Annotated in this window: 15 protein-coding genes; 10 read left to right on the top strand and 5 right to left on the bottom strand. The window is 66.7% G+C overall.

The window, feature by feature from the left end:
- The first annotated feature begins 469 nt into the window (after positions 1 to 469).
- Positions 470 to 1,156 (top strand): sigma-70 family RNA polymerase sigma factor, encoded by a 687-nt coding sequence (locus tag VF167_18475; GenBank protein HEX6927418.1) that lies wholly within the window; start codon positions 470 to 472, stop codon positions 1,154 to 1,156.
- 11 nt (positions 1,157 to 1,167) lie between these two features.
- Here the strand turns inward: VF167_18475 and VF167_18470 are convergent, their stop codons facing one another.
- Entirely contained in the window at positions 1,168 to 1,389 is a 222-nt protein-coding gene (locus VF167_18470; protein HEX6927417.1) for a hypothetical protein, read from the bottom strand.
- Between the two features lie 292 nt (positions 1,390 to 1,681).
- Between VF167_18470 and VF167_18465 the strand changes: the two genes are divergently transcribed.
- Positions 1,682 to 2,077: a response regulator gene (locus tag VF167_18465; protein HEX6927416.1), complete on the top strand. Its 396-nt coding sequence runs from the start codon at positions 1,682 to 1,684 to the stop codon at positions 2,075 to 2,077.
- Positions 2,078 to 2,187: 110 nt separating this feature from the next.
- On the opposite strand, the gene VF167_18460 is transcribed toward VF167_18465, so the two are convergent.
- The 3 genes from VF167_18460 to VF167_18450 all read right to left on the bottom strand — a co-directional run bounded on the left by VF167_18460 (position 2,188) and on the right by VF167_18450 (position 5,229).
- Positions 2,188 to 2,778 (bottom strand): hypothetical protein, encoded by a 591-nt coding sequence (locus VF167_18460; protein HEX6927415.1) that lies wholly within the window; start codon positions 2,776 to 2,778, stop codon positions 2,188 to 2,190.
- Positions 2,779 to 2,781: 3 nt separating this feature from the next.
- Entirely contained in the window at positions 2,782 to 3,777 is a 996-nt protein-coding gene (floA, locus tag VF167_18455) for a flotillin-like protein FloA (protein ID HEX6927414.1), read from the bottom strand.
- 90 nt (positions 3,778 to 3,867) lie between these two features.
- On the bottom strand, positions 3,868 to 5,229 hold the full coding sequence (locus tag VF167_18450; protein ID HEX6927413.1) for an NfeD family protein: 1,362 nt from the start codon (positions 5,227 to 5,229) through the stop codon (positions 3,868 to 3,870).
- Between the two features lie 156 nt (positions 5,230 to 5,385).
- Here VF167_18450 and VF167_18445 point away from each other — a divergent pair, with 156 nt between their 5' ends.
- A complete protein-coding gene (locus VF167_18445) occupies positions 5,386 to 6,243 on the top strand; it encodes a sugar phosphate isomerase/epimerase (protein HEX6927412.1) in 858 nt (285 codons plus the stop codon).
- Here VF167_18445 and VF167_18440 read toward each other — a convergent pair.
- Positions 6,240 to 6,671, bottom strand: a complete 432-nt coding sequence (locus VF167_18440; protein HEX6927411.1) for a peptidylprolyl isomerase — start codon at positions 6,669 to 6,671, stop codon at positions 6,240 to 6,242. The two genes, VF167_18445 and VF167_18440, sit on opposite strands and share 4 nt — an antisense overlap.
- Before the next feature lie 334 nt (positions 6,672 to 7,005).
- Between VF167_18440 and VF167_18435 the strand changes: the two genes are divergently transcribed.
- The 7 genes from VF167_18435 (at position 7,006) to VF167_18405 (ending at position 15,935) form a co-directional block, all read left to right on the top strand.
- Positions 7,006 to 7,215, top strand: a complete 210-nt coding sequence (locus tag VF167_18435; protein HEX6927410.1) for a cold-shock protein — start codon at positions 7,006 to 7,008, stop codon at positions 7,213 to 7,215.
- A gap of 139 nt (positions 7,216 to 7,354) precedes the next feature.
- Positions 7,355 to 10,156, top strand: coding sequence for an AsmA family protein (locus VF167_18430; GenBank protein HEX6927409.1), 2,802 nt, complete (start codon positions 7,355 to 7,357; stop codon positions 10,154 to 10,156).
- Between the two features lie 144 nt (positions 10,157 to 10,300).
- The gene (locus VF167_18425; protein ID HEX6927408.1) at positions 10,301 to 10,687 is read left to right on the top strand and encodes a hypothetical protein; all 387 of its coding nucleotides are present in this window, start codon (positions 10,301 to 10,303) and stop codon (positions 10,685 to 10,687) included.
- A gap of 296 nt (positions 10,688 to 10,983) precedes the next feature.
- Positions 10,984 to 11,580, top strand: coding sequence for a sigma-70 family RNA polymerase sigma factor (locus VF167_18420; protein ID HEX6927407.1), 597 nt, complete (start codon positions 10,984 to 10,986; stop codon positions 11,578 to 11,580).
- A 30-nt stretch (positions 11,581 to 11,610) separates the two neighbouring features.
- On the top strand, positions 11,611 to 14,409 hold the full coding sequence (locus VF167_18415) for a protein kinase (GenBank protein HEX6927406.1): 2,799 nt from the start codon (positions 11,611 to 11,613) through the stop codon (positions 14,407 to 14,409).
- 124 nt (positions 14,410 to 14,533) lie between these two features.
- Positions 14,534 to 15,361 (top strand): hypothetical protein, encoded by an 828-nt coding sequence (locus tag VF167_18410; protein ID HEX6927405.1) that lies wholly within the window; start codon positions 14,534 to 14,536, stop codon positions 15,359 to 15,361.
- 142 nt (positions 15,362 to 15,503) lie between these two features.
- Complete coding sequence (locus VF167_18405) at positions 15,504 to 15,935, top strand: VOC family protein (protein HEX6927404.1); 432 nt, start codon at positions 15,504 to 15,506, stop codon at positions 15,933 to 15,935.
- The last annotated feature ends 23 nt before the right edge of the window (positions 15,936 to 15,958 follow it).

Here is a 15,958-nt window from a genome sequence, read left to right as displayed (position 1 = left end):
AAAGGAAATGCCCGACCTGCTCGGAGCGGAGAGGCCGGGCGATCGGGTCGCAGCGACCGTCGTGCGGATCGACGCGCACGCCACCAGCTCTCCTGCGGAAGGATCGCCTTGGACCGGGCGGTGAGGCGCGGACCGACGTGTCCAGCGGGTGCGCGGGCGCCCTTTCGGGCTCGACGGCTAAGCAGGAAAGGGGTCCCGCGCAGCGACCGCGCGGGACCCCCCCGCGGTTTAGCACATTTATTACGCGGAGCAATCGCTACAAATCGCCGCGGCGCAAGGCGCACCGGCTAGTCTAACGGGGCCTCCTCGAACCGTCAAGGAGCAATCGCCGCACCGAGGCCAGAGATCGGCCGGGGGGTCGGAACTTTGGGATGTTTCGGGGTAAACGTATGTAAGTAAATTGGTTAAGATGTCATTAAGAGTGCCCGCGGAGGTGGCTTTCCGGGGCACTTTTGCTTAGATTGTATCCATGACTACTACACTCCGGCGCTATTCGACGACGGCGGTCGCGCCCGTGCTCGAGCATAGCTCGGGGGCAGGGACCGTAGCGCCCGTCCCGGCCGAGGCGGATCCCGTCGATTACAGCGGTCTCCCGGACGAGGAGCTCTTCGAGCTCTACCAGGAGGGAGACCATGAGGCATTCACAAACCTGGTAAACCGATACGAGCCGCTCATCAAAGGGTTCCTGTTCAAGCGGCTAAAGGACGAAGAGCGCGTGCAGGATCTGGCCCAGGACACCTTCCTGCGCGTGCATCGCGCGCGCGAGCGCTATGACTCCGGGCGGAAGTTCTCGACCTGGATCTACACGATCGCGAGCAATCTGCTCAAGAACGAGTACCGTAATCGCTCCCGCAGGCGCGAGACGGCGTTCAGCGACCTGCGAGCCGAGGGCACGGCGCCCCGACCGGTCGAGTTCGAGAGTGACAGCGTGGACCCGGAGCGCTTTGCCTACCGGGGTGAGCTGCGTGAAGCGATCGAGGAGGCCATCGATCAGCTGGAGGATCACCACCGCATCCCCTTCGTGATGCGGGAGGTCGAGGACCGGACGTACGAGGAGATCTCCGAGGCGATCGGCGTGCCGGTGGGGACGGTGAAGAGCCGGCTCTTCCGGGCACGAAACGCCTTCCAGGCTCTGCTCCCGATCTCGCTGAGCTGAGCCGCGGAGGATCAGCGTTCTCCGGTCATGTCAGGCGGCGGCGGAAACGCCGCCGTCTCTTCTTGGTGGGGGCGAACGAGGAGCGCCACCAGCAGCAGGATGACGGCGATGCCCTGAAAGATGCGAGTGAGGCCCCCGGGATCGCCCTCACGGCCCACCACGAGCCGCGCCAGGGCGGGGGCACCGATGAGGAGGAGTAGCCCCACACCGGCAAAGCCGATCATCAGCTCCATCGCCGCACCTCCGATCGGGCGGAGGCGCCTGCGACCGAGGGCGCCTCCTCTGTGAGGTCCATGCAACCTTCCCTTGCAAGCGGATTTTCGTGCCCGGTTCCACCTTCGATCTCGCCTTCCCACCAGGCTCCATGTTGCAAACTCGATACCCTACCCTGCCCCCGTCGGGGGCTCGATCCGGAACCGCGTGGCCCGCCCACGTGTAGCAGAAGGGGCTACTGAGATTCAGGATCCCAAGTGAGTCGCACGAGGCATTGCCGACGTGCGACTATTTATCCAAAGGGGAGATCGTGTGACCAACGGAACCATCCTCCTGGTGGAGGATCATGAGGACAATCGCAATATTTACCGCACGATCCTGGAGCACTTCGGTTTCAATGTCCTTGTGGCAAGCGACGGCGAGACCGGGGTGCGCATGGCTCAGCAAACAAAGCCGGACCTGATTCTTCTCGACATCGACATCCCCGTGGTGGACGGTCTGGAGGTCGCCCGCCAGTTGAAGTCGTCGGAAAGCACGGCGCGTATCCCCATCGTCGCGCTGACTGCCTACTCCCAGCCGGAAGACCGGGAGCGAGCCGAAGAGGCAGGGTTCGATGGGTACCTGGCCAAGCCGGTGTCGCCCCGCAGCGTTGTCGCGGAGGTGCGGCGCTTTCTGGAGGCCTCCCCTGACGCGGTGGTGATGAGTTGAAGGTGGAGCGGGCCGCCAGCCCGCGAACGAACAGGCCCCGGAGCGAATCGGAGTCGCTTCGGGGCCCTCTCGTTTTCCAGGCATGTTCGGGGTAGCCGCCGTTGGGGCCGTCAGGGCCTCAACCCCGGAACCCCCATATCTTCGAGTCCCCGCGGCGGGCCCAGGATCTCTGCCAGGACGATTGCGCGCCGCAGCTCGGAGCGCGAGCCGACGCCGCGGATGGTGGGGTGCAGCGGCCGTCGACGAATCGTGGGCGGTGGCAGTCGTTGAATCGGCTTCACGCCTGCCAGGCGTTCCGCGGGTTCCGCTTGCACTGATTCGAGCGACACCACCGGCACCGTCACCCGGGCTGCCTCGGTCACCGTAACGGACTCCCCCAGCCGGCGCTGGCGGGCGACGATCTCTTCCGCCACCTCCTCGGTCACAACCTCCTCCGCGGAGAGATCCTCCAGCGTATCGGAGGGCCATCTGCCCCATCCCGCCGACCAACCTTCTTCCGCCTCGTGGCCGGCCGAGGTGTCGCTGCTCATCCCGGCGTCGGGCGTGGAAAGCGGTCCTCCCGTGTCAGCTCGGTCCTGTGGCGGGAGATCTACGTCCGGTGGAAGTCCGCGTCGGCCGGCCCCACCCAGCTTCTCCAGGACCGACTGCAGGAGCGGAAACAGGATGAATGCCAGCAGTACGAGAAGCTCAACGATGTCCATGGCTCAACTCGTCGATCCGTCGGAGCTGCTTGTCTCAGGCCTGGCGATGGCCTCTCGCATGGCGGTATCGCTCAGCAGGTTGCGGTAGCGCGCGTAGTCCATGATGCCCAGGTTCCCGCTGCGGAACGCCTCCGCAATCGCCCGTGGGACCTCCGCCTCCGCCTCCACGACCTTCGCCCGCGCTTCCTCGACCCGCGCTCTGTTCTCCTGTTCGAGCGCGACTGCCATGGCCCGTCGTTCCTCCGCCCGAGCCTGGGCGATGCGCTTGTCGGCCTCTGCCTGGTCGGTCTGCAGCTCCGCGCCGATGTTCTTTCCGACATCAACGTCGGCGATGTCGATGGAGAGGATCTCGAAGGCGGTGCCGGCGTCCAGTCCCTTGGCGAGCACCGTCTTGGAGATGGCGTCCGGATTTTCGAGTACCGCCTTGTGCGTCTCGCTCGAGCCGATGGTAGAGACGATCCCCTCGCCCACCCGGGCAAGGATCGTCTCCTCTCCCGCGCCGCCGACCAGGCGATTGATGTTCGCCCGCACCGTCACGCGCGCCAGCGCGATCAGCTGGATCCCGTCCTTCGCCATCGCCGCCACCCGCGGCGTGTTGATCACCTTCGGGTTGACCGACGTCTCCACCGCCTCCTTCACGTCTCGGCCCGCGAGGTCGATGGCCGCGGCCTGCTGGAAGGAGAGCGCGATGTTTGCCTTGTCCGCGGAGATCAGCGCCGCGACCACGCGGCTGACGTTGCCACCCGCGAGGTAATGGCCTTCGAGCTCGTTCACGTTCAGCTCGAGCCCCGCCTTCGTCGCGGCGATCAGCGGCAGCACGATCTGGCGCGGATCGACCCGGCGAAAGCGCATCCCGAAGAGGTTGAGGAAGGAGAGCCGGACTCCTGACGCGAAGGCCGTGATCCACAAGCCGATCGGGATGAACCGGGCGATGATCACGACGACGAGTACCGCCAGCCCGATGACCAGCAGCGTGCTGACGAAGGCGAACTCTTGCATGTCCATGGTTTCCGAGTTGGGAACGGGATCGAACGGCCGAGCGCGGCCGGAGGCAAATCCGGCCGGCGGCGCTCGGCGACGGTCGGAGGATCAGAGCGGTTCCACCACGTGGCGGTAGCCTTCCGCCCGCACGATGCGGACAGGCGTGCCCGCCCGTACAAAGGTCCCGCTTGATACCACGTCCAGAGTCTCCTCTCCGAAACGCGCGGTGCCGGAGGGGCGCAGGTCGGTAAGCGCCACGCCCTCGGTCCCGACCAGATCCTCGCGGCTCGCGCTGGAGACGTAGCCCAGCTCGCGCCGGAGCGAGTCCTGGTGGAAGAGGCGATGCGCTCGACGATCATTCGGCAAGCGCTTCACGAGCTGCCAGCCCACGAAGCCGACGATCAGCACGGCGGTTCCCATCACCTGGAGCGCCACCAGGAGATCGGTGAAGGTTGGCATCTGCCCCACCAGGCTGAGCAGGATGGCGCCGCACACAGCCACAATCCCGAGGATGCCCGCCACGCCGAAGCCTGGCAGCACCAGCGCTTCTACAAGCAGGAGGATCGCGCCCGCGCCAAGGAGGATCAGCACCTCCCAGCCGGCAAGCCCCACGATCAGGTGGCTACCGAAGAAGAGCGCGAGCGACCCGAGTCCCACCAGCCCCGCCAGGCCGAAGGCGGGAGTCTTGATCTCGATGAGAATCCCGAGGAAGCCCAGTGAAAGCAGGAACGGGGATACCAGCGGATGCGTGAGGAAGCGCACGACACGCTCCGCCCAGTTGGGAGAGGTCTCTACCACCGCCGCGCCCGGCACCTGCAGGACGTCGAGAAGGGCATCCCAGTCCGCTACCTCGCGCGCGTAGCCCACCGCCACCGCTTCGGCAGTGCTGAGCGTGAGCAGCTTGCCCGCTTCCACCACGCCGGGGATCTCCACGTCCTCGTCGACCATGGCCTCGGCCACCCGCGGGTCGAGCCCCGCCGCCTCCGCCAGCGCCCGAAACTCGGACCGCATCGCGCTGACCACCTTCTCGCTCGCCTTCTGACCGTCACCGGTGACGGGCGTGGCCGCGCCGAGCGTAGATCCGGGCCGCATGAAGATGCCGTCCGTCGCCAGGGCGATCAGCGCCCCGGCGGAGAGGGCGCGACGGTTCACGTAGGCGTAGACCGGGATCCTGGCGTCGCTGATCGCGTCCGCGATCTGTTCCGCCGCGTCCACCCGGCCTCCCGGGGTGTCGATATCCAGGATCGCGGCCGCCACACCGGCCTCCTCGGCCTCATCCAGCGAGCGCTCAACAAACGGCGCCAGGCCCATCTCCACCACGCCGGTCACCGGAATTCGATAGACCTGCCTCTCGGCGGTGGAAGGCGCCGGCTGCGCCATCACGGCCGCGGCACCATCGAACACCGGCGAGGCACTTGCCAGGACGGCGGCGCCAAGCAGGCTCAAGGACAGGAAGCGCGTGAGAGACATATCGTTACCAGGATGGCCCCTTGCACGTGGAAGCTCGAGCCCGGAGCGGGACAGCGCAAGCTTCTCGACCCGCATTGTCGAGGTGCTAGCCGCGAGCGTAGAATGCTACTTTCTGGTAACCCTCCGCTGTCCCTCCAGATCCTCAGGAGTCGGAGCATGTCGCAGCAAGGAACCTCGCGTCGCGATTTCGTCAAGCGGGCGGCTGTCGGTGCGGCGGGAGCCGCGCTCGGTCTTGCCGTGAACCCGGGGTCGCTCCCCGCGCTCGAACCTCGTCGTGCGGAAGCATTGAAGCTGGGCGTGGCGAGCTACTCGCTGCGCGAGTTTCCGCGCGCGGAAGCGATCAAGATGATCAAGGAGCTGGGCACCCCCTACGTGAACATCAAGTCCTTCCATCTCCCGTACGATCTGAGCCTGGAAGAGCTCGCCGCCGGTCGGGCGGAGTTCGAGGCGGCGGGACTCCAGATTGTCGGCGGGGGCACCATCACCTTCGAGGAGGACACCGACGAGGAGGTGCGGAAGTACTTCGATTACGCTCGAGGCGCGGGAATGCCGCTGATCGTCATCACGGCAGATCCGGCCATCCTGCCGCGCATCGAGAGATTCGCGCGGGAATACGACATTCTGGTGGCGATTCACAACCACGGTCCAGAGGATCGCCACTATCCGTCGCCCTACGACGCTCTACGACATATCGAGGGGATGGACGCCCGGATGGGGCTGTGTGTGGATGTGGGACACACCGTCCGCACGGGGACGGATGTCGTGCAGGTGCTGCGCGATGCGGGCCCACGCGTGCTCGACATGCACATGAAGGATCTCGCCGACCTCACCGACCGCGACAGCCAGGTGATCGTGGGGCGCGGCAAGATCCCGATTCCCGACATCTTCCGGCAGCTTGTGGAGATGAACTACGCGTACTCGGTGAACCTCGAGTACGAGATCGATGCTCGGAACCCGCTCCCGGGGATGAAGGAGTCCTTCGCGTACATGCGTCAGGTCCTGGCCTCGCTCTAGATCACCTCCAGCAGCTGCACGTCGAAGGTGAGGTCTCGCCCGGCAAGCGGATGGTTGGCGTCCAGGATCACCTCGTCGTCGTCCACCTCGACGACTGTCACCATCACGGGCGGGACCCCCTCGCGCCGCATCCGCAGGCGTTGCCCCGGCGCGGGCTGGATGTGGTCCGGGAAGCGGCTGCGGTCCACCATCAACAGCAGGTCGTCCTGGTGCGGCCCGTAGGCTTGGTCCGGGGTGATCCACACGGACTTGCGCTCCCCCGGAGCCATTCCGGTCACCGCGTGCTCCAGGCCGGGGATCACCTCCCCGCGCCCCAGCGTGAATTCCAGGGGCTCTCCGCCGTGCGACGTCTCCAGAATGGTCCCGTCCGGGAGCATGCCGGTATAGTGCACCCGGACCGTGTCTCCTTCGGCTGCGTGGTGCTGCATAGGGACCTTCCTCGTTGGAGGGATGAAGCATCCGTCCCGGTCGGTCCCTCTCACGCAAGATGGTGGCCCGCCATACGCCTACCGTCATCACGCGATTTCCGGGCATGGCGCACTTGACACCACGTAGGTTGTCGCTATCTTTGAACCCACGAGCACAACCTCGGCTTCGGTCGAGAGCCTAGCGCTGAAGATACCTGGGCCGCACGCGTCCCGGGTTTTTTGTTGATCGCTCGTCGTCCAGGAGCGGGGGACGTCGCTGCCCGCGAACAGTACAGGCGATCGGTGGTACGGAGCACCCGCACCTCGAGAGTCGGTCACACACTAAGGAGTTGGGATGCGTACCACCGGAACGGTGAAGTGGTTCAACGACAGCAAGGGCTTCGGGTTCATCACGCCCGAGGACGGTTCGAAGGACTGCTTCGTCCATCACACCGCCATTCAGGGCAGCGGCTTCAAGACGCTGACCGAGGGCGAGCAGGTCGAATTCGACGTGGTTCAGGGCCAGAAGGGCCCCGCTGCCGAGAACGTCGTCCGGCTCGGCTGATCCTTCGCGGGTCAAGTCGGTTGTGAGATGAGGTCGGCTTCCGCCAGGAAGCCGACCTCTTCCGCGTTCTAGGGGGTAAGGGAGGAACCGGGGGTGCGCCTACCCCGGTATTAGTCCTCGCCCAGAACCTAGAGGAACCGTGACCGACCCATTGAAACCTTCCTCCGAAGCGGGCGGAGAGAGCGCCTCCGCCTCCCCGTTGAAAGGCCGCTGGTTGCGCTGGACGGCAATCGGCATTGCGGTCGTGCTGCTGGTCCCGCTGACTCTACTCGGCGCCGCAGCACTGCTGCTGCCCAGGGAGCTGATCGCTCGCGTCGCGGCGGAGCGGGCAGAGAAGGCCCTCGGCGTCCCCGTCGCAATCGGGGACCTCGATCTCGACTTCTGGCCGAGCCCGGCCGTAGCGCTGCAAAGCGCCCGCGTAGGCCCTGACGGCGCGCCGGTCGCGGCGGTCGATCGGATCCTTCTGCGTCCCCGGATCCTTCCGCTCTTCTCCGGCAACGTGATCGTGCGGGAGATCGCCATCGAGCGGCCCGACATCCACCTGGTGGTGGACTCCACCGGTGCGCTCAACCTGCCCTTTGGTAGCGGGGACGAGAAAGAATCGGCGCCGTCCACCACGGACATCGAGTTCTCCATCGACGAGTTCCGGATCCACGACGGCCGGCTCCGCTACACGGACCAGCGGGACGGCACGGACGTGTCGATCCACGGTCTCGAGCAGACCCTCCACCTCGAGGGACGCGTGGCCGAGGGGTCTCTGGCCCGCATCGGGCTCAGCGGCTCGCTGTCCAGTGACAGCGTCGACGCGGAGTTGCCCGGGCGTCTCGCCGCGCCCCTGCGGGGGGTGCGCTTCGCCATCGACCACGATGCGGAGCTGGATCGGCAGGCGGATCGCCTTGAGTTGGCCAAGCTGCGGCTCGAGCTGCAGCGCCTCGTGCTGAGCGGCAGCGGGCGTATCCTCTCTGTGTCGGATTCCCTCGCTCGCCGCGCCGAGCTCGAGCTTGGCGCCGAGGAATTCAGCTTCGAGGACCTCGCCCGTTCGCTGCCGGAAGGCTTCCTCGCGCAACTGCTTGCAAATCGGACCGCGGAAGCGGGCACGGAAACGGACAGCGTCTCCGGCGCCCGGCCTTCGCCGGTCGAGTTCGGTTACGGCGGGCGGGCGAGCATCGCCGCGCGGGTCAGTGGCCCCCTCACCCCGGACACCCTGCCGAGGGTGGAGGGGGTGGTGGAGTTGCGTGACGTCTCCGTCTCTCGCGACGGAGTGGCGCTGCTGGCGAGGACCGGTGGGCAGGTGGAATTCTCGAACGAGGCGGTCGCGGCGGAGGGGGTGACGGGCAGCCTCTTCGGTGAGCCGTTCTCGCTGGCCCTGCGGGTGAACGATCTCGCCGCGCCCGTGGTCGACTTCGCGGCGCGGGGCACGGCTCCCGTCGAGGACCTGCTCGCAATGGCGGAGAGCGAGGAGCCGATCCAGGCCTCGGGTGCCCTGCCCTTCGACCTGCGCGGTCGACTCCGCCCCTCCGATCCGGCGCAGTCGACACTCGAGGGGACGATCTCGATTGGCGGTGTGCGTGCCGCGCTGCCCTCAATCCAGCAGCCGATCCAGGTTTCCAGCGGCACCGTGCGATTTGCCGGCGAGGAAGTGCGGATCGAACAGGCGGCGCTCGCGTTCGGCGAGAGCCGGGTGAACCTGGCGGCGACGGTTCGCGAGTGGCTGCCGGTGGCGCTGGGAGACACCAGCGCGATCGCAATGGTGGATTTCGACGCCCGTGCCGGCGTGCTGGACCTGGATGCGCTGCTCGGTCCATCCGAGTCCGAGTACACTCCCCTGCTCTTCGCGCGGCTGGCGGATCGCTCGATCAACGGAAAATCCGCCGCCGAGGTTGCCGAGGAGCTGGGAATCTCGCTACCCGAGCTACCCCGTCTGCGCGCCCGGGGATCGGTGACCGCCGATCGGCTCGTGCGCAACGGCCTGGTCTACGAAAACCTCGAGGCGAACCTGGAGAGCTCCCCCTCGGCGATCAGCGCACCGCGGCTCCGCTTCGGCTTCATGGGGGGAACGGTGGAGCTGGGGCTCGCCCTCGAGAGGGGTGAACAGGACGCGACCCTCGTGGCGGTTTATCACCTGGAAAACGTCGGCGCCGGAGACTTCTTTTCGCGGTTTACTCCGTTCCAGGGGCACCTGTCTGGCCTCTTGACGGTGGATGGTGACGCTTCGCTGCAGCTCGACGAGCACATGCTGCCCGTGCGGCCCACGGTGCGCTCGTCGGGGCAGCTGGCGCTCACCTCGGGGGCCCTGACCAACTGGCCGCTGCTGGCGCGAGTCGGCGAAAGGCTCGGATTGCAGAGCTTCGACACCCTCGCCTTCCGCGAGTGGGCGGGAGAGTACCTCATTGCGGGGCCGCTGGTCACGCTCGAGCGGGCGGTTCAGGTTTCTCCGGGAGTGAATACGGAACTGGCCGGCTCGTTCGACTTCGGGGGCAAGCTCGACCTTGGCCTGGTGGCCAACCTCTCCCCGGAGCTAGCGTCGGCGGCAAGCGAGCAAGTGAGAAGCGCGGCGGCCGCCCTGGCCGGACAGCAGGGACGGGTGCCTATCGGCTTGCGCATCACGGGCAACGTAACCGAGCCGGCCATTGCGCTGGATCTCACCGCGGCGAGAGACCAGGCCCTCGCGGTGGCGCGCCAGCGGGCGACGGAGGAAGCGCAGAGTGCGGCGAAGCGCGCCGCCGCCGAGGTCGCCGAACGGGTGTTGGGAGATTCAGTACCCGTCGCCCCCGAGCAGATCGGCGCCGCCGTGCGGGAACGGGTGCAGGGCCAGATTCGCGGCCTTTTCGGGGGTCTCGGTCGGGCGCGTGCGCCAGCCGCCGCGGAGGACAGCACGAATGCTCCCGAGGCGGCTCCCGCCGATTCGGCCGCGCCCTCCGACACGGTGGCGCCGGGCTGATCCGGCGAGGCCCCATCGGAAGGGGGTGGGGTCTCCTGGAAGTACGATCCGGGACTCTTCCGGTCTGAAGCCAGGGGGTCTTCAGGGCATGCGTTCTGCCTCACGGAAAGATTCGTGAGGCCGAACGTCTACCCTGGAGCGATCATGAACAGACCCATCTCGCCGACCGTGCACGGGGCGCTGGATTACTCGACCATGGCGGCTGCGCTTGCCGCGCCGCGGGTGCTCGATTTCCCGAAGAGCGCGGCGTTGGCTACCTACTCTCTAGCGGCGAGCTATCTCGCCCTCTCGGCCCTGACGGACTATCCACCCGCCCTCAAGCGCGCGGTCCCACTGAGGGTCCACGGCGCCACGGATGTTGCCCTCGGGTTCGCGCTGCCGCTCCTCCCCTGGGTGATGGGCTTCGCTCGTGAGCACAGAGCGCGCAACTTCTTCCTGGCTCTCACCGGCGTGACGATGATCGTAACCGCCCTCACCGATTGGCAGACGCAGCGCCGCCGTCGCTGGTTCTGGCCTCTGGGTTCCTCCTGACCGACCGGGGCCGCGCCGCGGCCCCCGTCTCCGCCAAGGAGGATGTTCGGTAGGTTCGATCTGGGGGATGTGGTAGGATGACGAGCGGGAAACCGTTTCTTGGGGTAGGAGGGCGGAGACGGGCGGCGCGGTGCCTTTGAGCCTTCTTCCTTTTTATCGGGAGCGGGCCGCGGAAAGGATCATCGACGCCAGTGTCCCGGAATGACTTGAACTTCGAGGGGTTGAGGATAAATTGAGATGGCTCGGCGGTGATGTATCTCCGTCGGCGGTTAGTCGGCTCTCGATCCCCCACCCCTATGGCCAGCCAGCCAGACACGACGCAGCTCCTTCGTGATGTCCGCGGAGGAAGTCGAGCCGCATTCGACCACCTGTACGCGCACGTCTACGAGGACCTCCGTCAGGCGGCGCACCAGCGGCTTGCTCGCTACCGTTCGGGTCAGACGCTGAACACGACGGCGCTGGTACACGAGGCGTATCTCCGCCTGGTAGACCAGAGCCGGATGGAGTGGCAGGATCGCGCCCACTTCCTCGCGCTCGCCTCGCGGGCGATGCGCTTCATCCTCATCGACCACGTTCGCTCACGCACCGCCCAGAAGCGCGGCGGGGCGGAGGAGGCCGTGCCGATCGAGTCGGTGCAGCTGGCGGTGGACGAGCAGGCGGCGGATCTCCTCGCCTTGAATGAGGCGCTCGAGCAGCTGTCGGCCTACAGTAGCCGTCTGGCGCAGCTGGTGGAGTATCGCTTCTTCGGCGGTCTCACCTACGAAGAGATCGCGAGCGTTACGGATCTCTCTGTTCCGACGGTCAAGCGCGACTGGGCACGCGCACGCGCCTGGCTCTTCCGCGCCATGCGGCCCGAGAGCGGCCCCGACCCGACCCCGCGCCCCGCCCGCTGACGGGCGACCTGCTCCTCTCGCAGTTCCTCGATGCGATCGCTGACCCCCGAACGCTGGCGGCAGATCGACGCGCTCTTCGAGGCGGCTCTCGAATGCCAGCCCGAGGAGCGCTCGGCCTTTCTGCGAGAGCGCTGTCGCGACGATCCCGAACTGCTCCAGGAGGTGCAGGCGCTCCTGCAGAGCGCCGACGAGGCGGAGCACGCGCTGGGTGAATCCGTATCGCAGTTCGCGGAGCCTCTCGTGGAGGACCTGCGGGTCACGCTCGAGCGGGAGGAGATGGAGGCGCTGCCGGGTGGAGGGCGGATCGGGCCGTACCGACTGATCCGTGTGCTCGGCCGTGGCGGGATGGGCGCCGTCTACCTCGCCGAGCGGGCGGACGATGAGTTCGAGAAGAAGGTCGCGCTGAAGCTCGTCAAGCGCGGGATGGACACCGACGAGGTGCTCCAGCGCTTCCGCTACGAGCGCCAGATCCTCGCCGCGCTCGAGCATCCCAACATCGGACGGCTGTACGACGGAGGGGCCGCTGAGGATGGCCGCCCCTACCTCGTGATGGAGTACATCGCGGGGGAGCCGGTCACGGAGTACTGCGATGCGCGACGCCTCTCCGTCGACGCCCGCCTGCGGCTGTTCGAGACGATCTGCACGGCGGTCCAGTTCGCCCACCGCAATCTGGTCATTCACCGGGATCTGAAGCCCTCGAACATCCTGGTGACCGCTGACGGGGTGGTGAAGCTGCTGGATTTCGGCATCGCCAAGCTGCTGGACCCCTCGCGCCCGGAGCTCGCGCCGCGCACGCGCACGGAGATGCGCTTGCTGACCCCCGAGTACGCCTCTCCCGAACAGATCGACGGGAACGCCGTCACCACTGCGACGGACGTCTACTCGCTCGGGGTCATTCTCTTCGAGCTGCTCACGGGAAGGCGGCCGGTCGATCGTCACGGTCGGCGCACGCAGGATCGTTTCGGCCTCGACACCGGCATGGGGCGACCCAGCTCCACAGTGGTTCGTCCGGTCCGCACCGGGGACGAGCGCGAGCCGGTGATCTCCGCCGTCGAGATCGCCGCTCGGCGCGGCACCACCCCCGAGCGCCTGCGTGCGCAGCTGCGCGGCGACCTCGACACCATCACCCTCAAGGCCCTCGCCGAGGAGCCCGAGCGTCGGTACCAGTCGGCCGAGCAGCTCCTCGAAGACATCCGGCGCTATCGTCGGGGGCTACCGGTGCTGGCTCGTGGGGAGTCGATCGCCTATCGCACGACGAAGTTCGTCCGCCGCCATCGACTGGTCGTCTCCATGTCCGCCGCCCTGACCCTTCTGCTCGGCGGCTTCGTCGGTACCACCTTCATGCAGAACCGTCTCCTGCGGGAAGCACGGGGGGCGGCCCAGCTCCGCCAGGGACAGGCGGAAGACCTGATCGGCTACATGCTGGGGGACCTGCGGGAGAAGCTGGTTCCCATCGGGCGTCTCGACCTTCTCGACGACGTCGCCTCCAAAGCCCGGGAATACTTCGCCGCGGTGCCGGCGGAGCAGCTCAGTGAGCGCGAGCTGCTCCGCCGCGCCGAGCAACTCCGTCTCCTGGGCGACGTGCAGCTGCAACGGGGGAACCTCGCGGCGGCCCTCAGCACTTTCCAGGATGCGCATGCCGTGAGCACGGATCTCGTGCGCCGGGATTCGACCAATGCCGAGTGGCGACTCGCGCTGGCGACGGACTTTTTCTGGCTAGGCTACATCAGCTTCGAGCGCGGCGACTTCACCGCCGCACTCGGTCACTTCGACGAATATCGCAGGCACGTCCGGCGGCTATTCGACTCCGACCCCGACAACCGCGTGTACCGGATGGAGCTGAGCTACGCGCACGGCAACATCGGAAGCGCGCTGGAGAAGCTCGGCGACCGACGGGCCATCGACGAGTACAATCGGAGCCTGCAGCTGAAGGAAAGCCTCGCCCGCCTGGATCCCGAGAACGTCGAGTACCGGTCGGCGCTCGCGACCGCTTATAACAAGCTCGCTGTGGCCGAACAGCGCTGGGGCGACCTCGCTGCGGCGCTGGAGCACTTCCGCGCCGAGCTTGCGGTTCGCGAGGAGATTGCGAAGCAGAACGCTGAGGACCGCCACGCACAGCGGCTGCTGTCGCTGGCACACAGCTATCTCGGCGAAGTGCTCGCGGCTGTGGGGCAGGAGGACGAGGCGCTCGACCATCGGCTGGAAGCCTGGTCCATCCAGCGGGAACTGGCGAACTGGGACCCCGAGAACGCCGGATGGCAACGGGGCCTGGCAGTGAGCGCCCGGCTGGGCGGCCTCGGTCTCGTAGCAAGCGGGCGCGAGGAGGAAGGACTGGCGGCAATGCAGGAAAGTCGCGACATTCTGCTCCGCCTGGTGGAGCGCGAGCCGTCCGGCGTTGTCTATCGACAGGAGCTCGCCAAGACGGAAGCGGCTTTCGCCAGCGTGTATGCGCAGTCCCGGCCGGAGGCGGCGGTGGAAGCGGTAGAGAGGACGCTCTCCGTCCTGCGCCCGCTGCTGGAGCAGCGGGACGCGGTGACGCAGGGCGTGGAGGGACACGCCTACCTGGACCTCGGCCGCGCCCTGTCGGCCCTCGGGCGCGACACTGAAGCGCGCGAGGCGTGGACGCAGGCGATCCTGGCGGTAGAAGGTGACGAAGGGGAGGAGGGAGGGGTGGACCGGCTCGCCACGAGAGCACGGGCCTTGATGTACCTGGGCCGCATGCAGGAGGCACGTCCACTGGTCGATGACCTGTTGGCCCGCGGCTATCGGCAGCCTGAATTCGTCGCCCTCGCCAGGCGCAGCGGTCTGCTCCCCGATTCCCCTCGCTGAACCCCGAGGGCTTCGCCTTCCGATTGCTCTCACGGATGCCCGGGCGGAATAACCGGGCGTCTCTACCCTCGCTTCGCGGCAACGCGGAGCGATCCTGTTCACATCCACCCATCATCTCCAGATCATGGCGATCGTACCCATCTATCGACTGCGGGCGGAGTTGAAGGGCAGCAGAGCGACCGTGCGGCGCTATCGATTCTCGCGCGAACCCACGCCATGCCCGAATCCGCATCCGGGCGAAGACAACGAGGATCCGGAAACGAAGTGGATCTGCGAAGGGGTGGCCTTCTACGCCTGGAGCGACCAGATGGAGAACGGGGTCGTGCGTGAAGAGCTGCAGCCGGTCTACGAATTCCACCGCTGCACGCGCAACCGTCACCAGTACTATTACTCGCTCGACAAGGATCGGCCGGACGGCCCTGGCTGGAAGAAGCGGCCTTACGTGGCTTTCTGGGCTCACGCGGAGGATGTCGAAGACGGCGCTCCGCCGGTGTACCGCTACAAGCAGGACACCTCTCGCGAGAATTACGCGCTGAGCGTGGACCCGGAAGTGGAAGGCTGGACTCGCGAGGAGCAACCCGCCTTCTATGCCTCGGAGCGGGTGCCGGTTCGGGTCAGCGTTCGCCCCCGGGAGAATGGAAAGGGAAAGAGGAAAGGAAACGCCCAGTTCGACTGGACCTTCGACCCCTCGACCGTGAATCTCGCCTACGGCAGCGTCCTGGAGTTCGTGCCGGCTCCGACCTGCTCGTTCGTCTTCACCGACTTCAAGATCCACAAGGGTGAAGAGGATTTCGACGAGCCCGAGATCCACGATGAGCGGGTCCAGGTACGTGCCCGCTGCACCACTCGAGGCAAGGACTACAAGTACATGGTCGGCGTCCGCCTGAACGGGCACACCGAGGATATCGTGGGCGATCCCGAGATCGTGAACCAGGCGCCCACCAAGCTCTGATCACTTGTGAACGGGCGGTGCGAGCCGCCCGTCATTCCTCCCGGGGCGGGCCGTTGTCGAAATCGCTGGGCGTCGCCCGACGCAGGGTAGCACGGAGGGATGGAGGTCCTCCGACACGCCACTTTTGCCAGAGGAGACTGCAATGGCACGCCAGCTTTTCGTCAACCTGCCGGTGAAGGATCTGGATCGCTCGGTGGAGTTCTTCACCAAGCTGGGGTACACCTTCAATCCCCAGTTCACCGACGAGAACGCCACCTGCATGATCATCGGCGAGAACAACTACGCGATGCTCTTGGTGGAGGACTACTTCCGCACCTTCACCGACAAGGAGATCATCGACGCCCACAAGGGGATCGAGGTCACCATTGCGGTGGCCCTCGACAGTCGGGAAGAGGTGGACGAGCACGTTCGGTTGGCGCGGGAGGCGGGAGCCCGGGTTCCTCGGGAGCCGCAGGACTACGGCTTCATGTACCAGCATGCCTTCCAGGACCTGGATGGTCACCTCTGGGAGGTCTTCTACATGGACCCGAGCGCCATCCCGGATCAGGCGGCCGAAGCGGCCAAGGCCGGCTGAGTGGTTGCGGTTCGCTGAGAGGC

It is taken from the genome of Longimicrobiaceae bacterium, assembly GCA_036375715.1.
In the GTDB taxonomy this organism is placed as follows: domain Bacteria; phylum Gemmatimonadota; class Gemmatimonadetes; order Longimicrobiales; family Longimicrobiaceae; genus DASVBS01.
The sequence above is the reverse complement of the archived record's forward strand: the minus strand, read 5'-3'. Positions and strand labels throughout refer to the sequence as shown.

Bases quoted from the DNA above. Each gene is read 5' to 3' on its own strand.
- VF167_18475 (HEX6927418.1), top strand. From the start codon at position 470: ATGACTACTACACTCCGGCGCTATTCGACGACGGCGGTCGCGCCCGTG.
- VF167_18470 (HEX6927417.1), bottom strand. From the start codon at position 1,389: ATGGAGCTGATGATCGGCTTTGCCGGTGTGGGGCTACTCCTCCTCATC.
- VF167_18460 (HEX6927415.1), bottom strand. From the start codon at position 2,778: ATGGACATCGTTGAGCTTCTCGTACTGCTGGCATTCATCCTGTTTCCG.
- floA (HEX6927414.1), bottom strand. From the start codon at position 3,777: ATGCAAGAGTTCGCCTTCGTCAGCACGCTGCTGGTCATCGGGCTGGCG.
- VF167_18450 (HEX6927413.1), bottom strand. From the start codon at position 5,229: ATGTCTCTCACGCGCTTCCTGTCCTTGAGCCTGCTTGGCGCCGCCGTC.
- VF167_18445 (HEX6927412.1), top strand. From the start codon at position 5,386: ATGTCGCAGCAAGGAACCTCGCGTCGCGATTTCGTCAAGCGGGCGGCT.
- VF167_18440 (HEX6927411.1), bottom strand. From the start codon at position 6,671: ATGCAGCACCACGCAGCCGAAGGAGACACGGTCCGGGTGCACTATACC.
- VF167_18435 (HEX6927410.1), top strand. From the start codon at position 7,006: ATGCGTACCACCGGAACGGTGAAGTGGTTCAACGACAGCAAGGGCTTC.
- VF167_18425 (HEX6927408.1), top strand. From the start codon at position 10,301: ATGAACAGACCCATCTCGCCGACCGTGCACGGGGCGCTGGATTACTCG.
- VF167_18420 (HEX6927407.1), top strand. From the start codon at position 10,984: ATGGCCAGCCAGCCAGACACGACGCAGCTCCTTCGTGATGTCCGCGGA.
- VF167_18415 (HEX6927406.1), top strand. From the start codon at position 11,611: ATGCGATCGCTGACCCCCGAACGCTGGCGGCAGATCGACGCGCTCTTC.
- VF167_18410 (HEX6927405.1), top strand. From the start codon at position 14,534: ATGGCGATCGTACCCATCTATCGACTGCGGGCGGAGTTGAAGGGCAGC.
- VF167_18405 (HEX6927404.1), top strand. From the start codon at position 15,504: ATGGCACGCCAGCTTTTCGTCAACCTGCCGGTGAAGGATCTGGATCGC.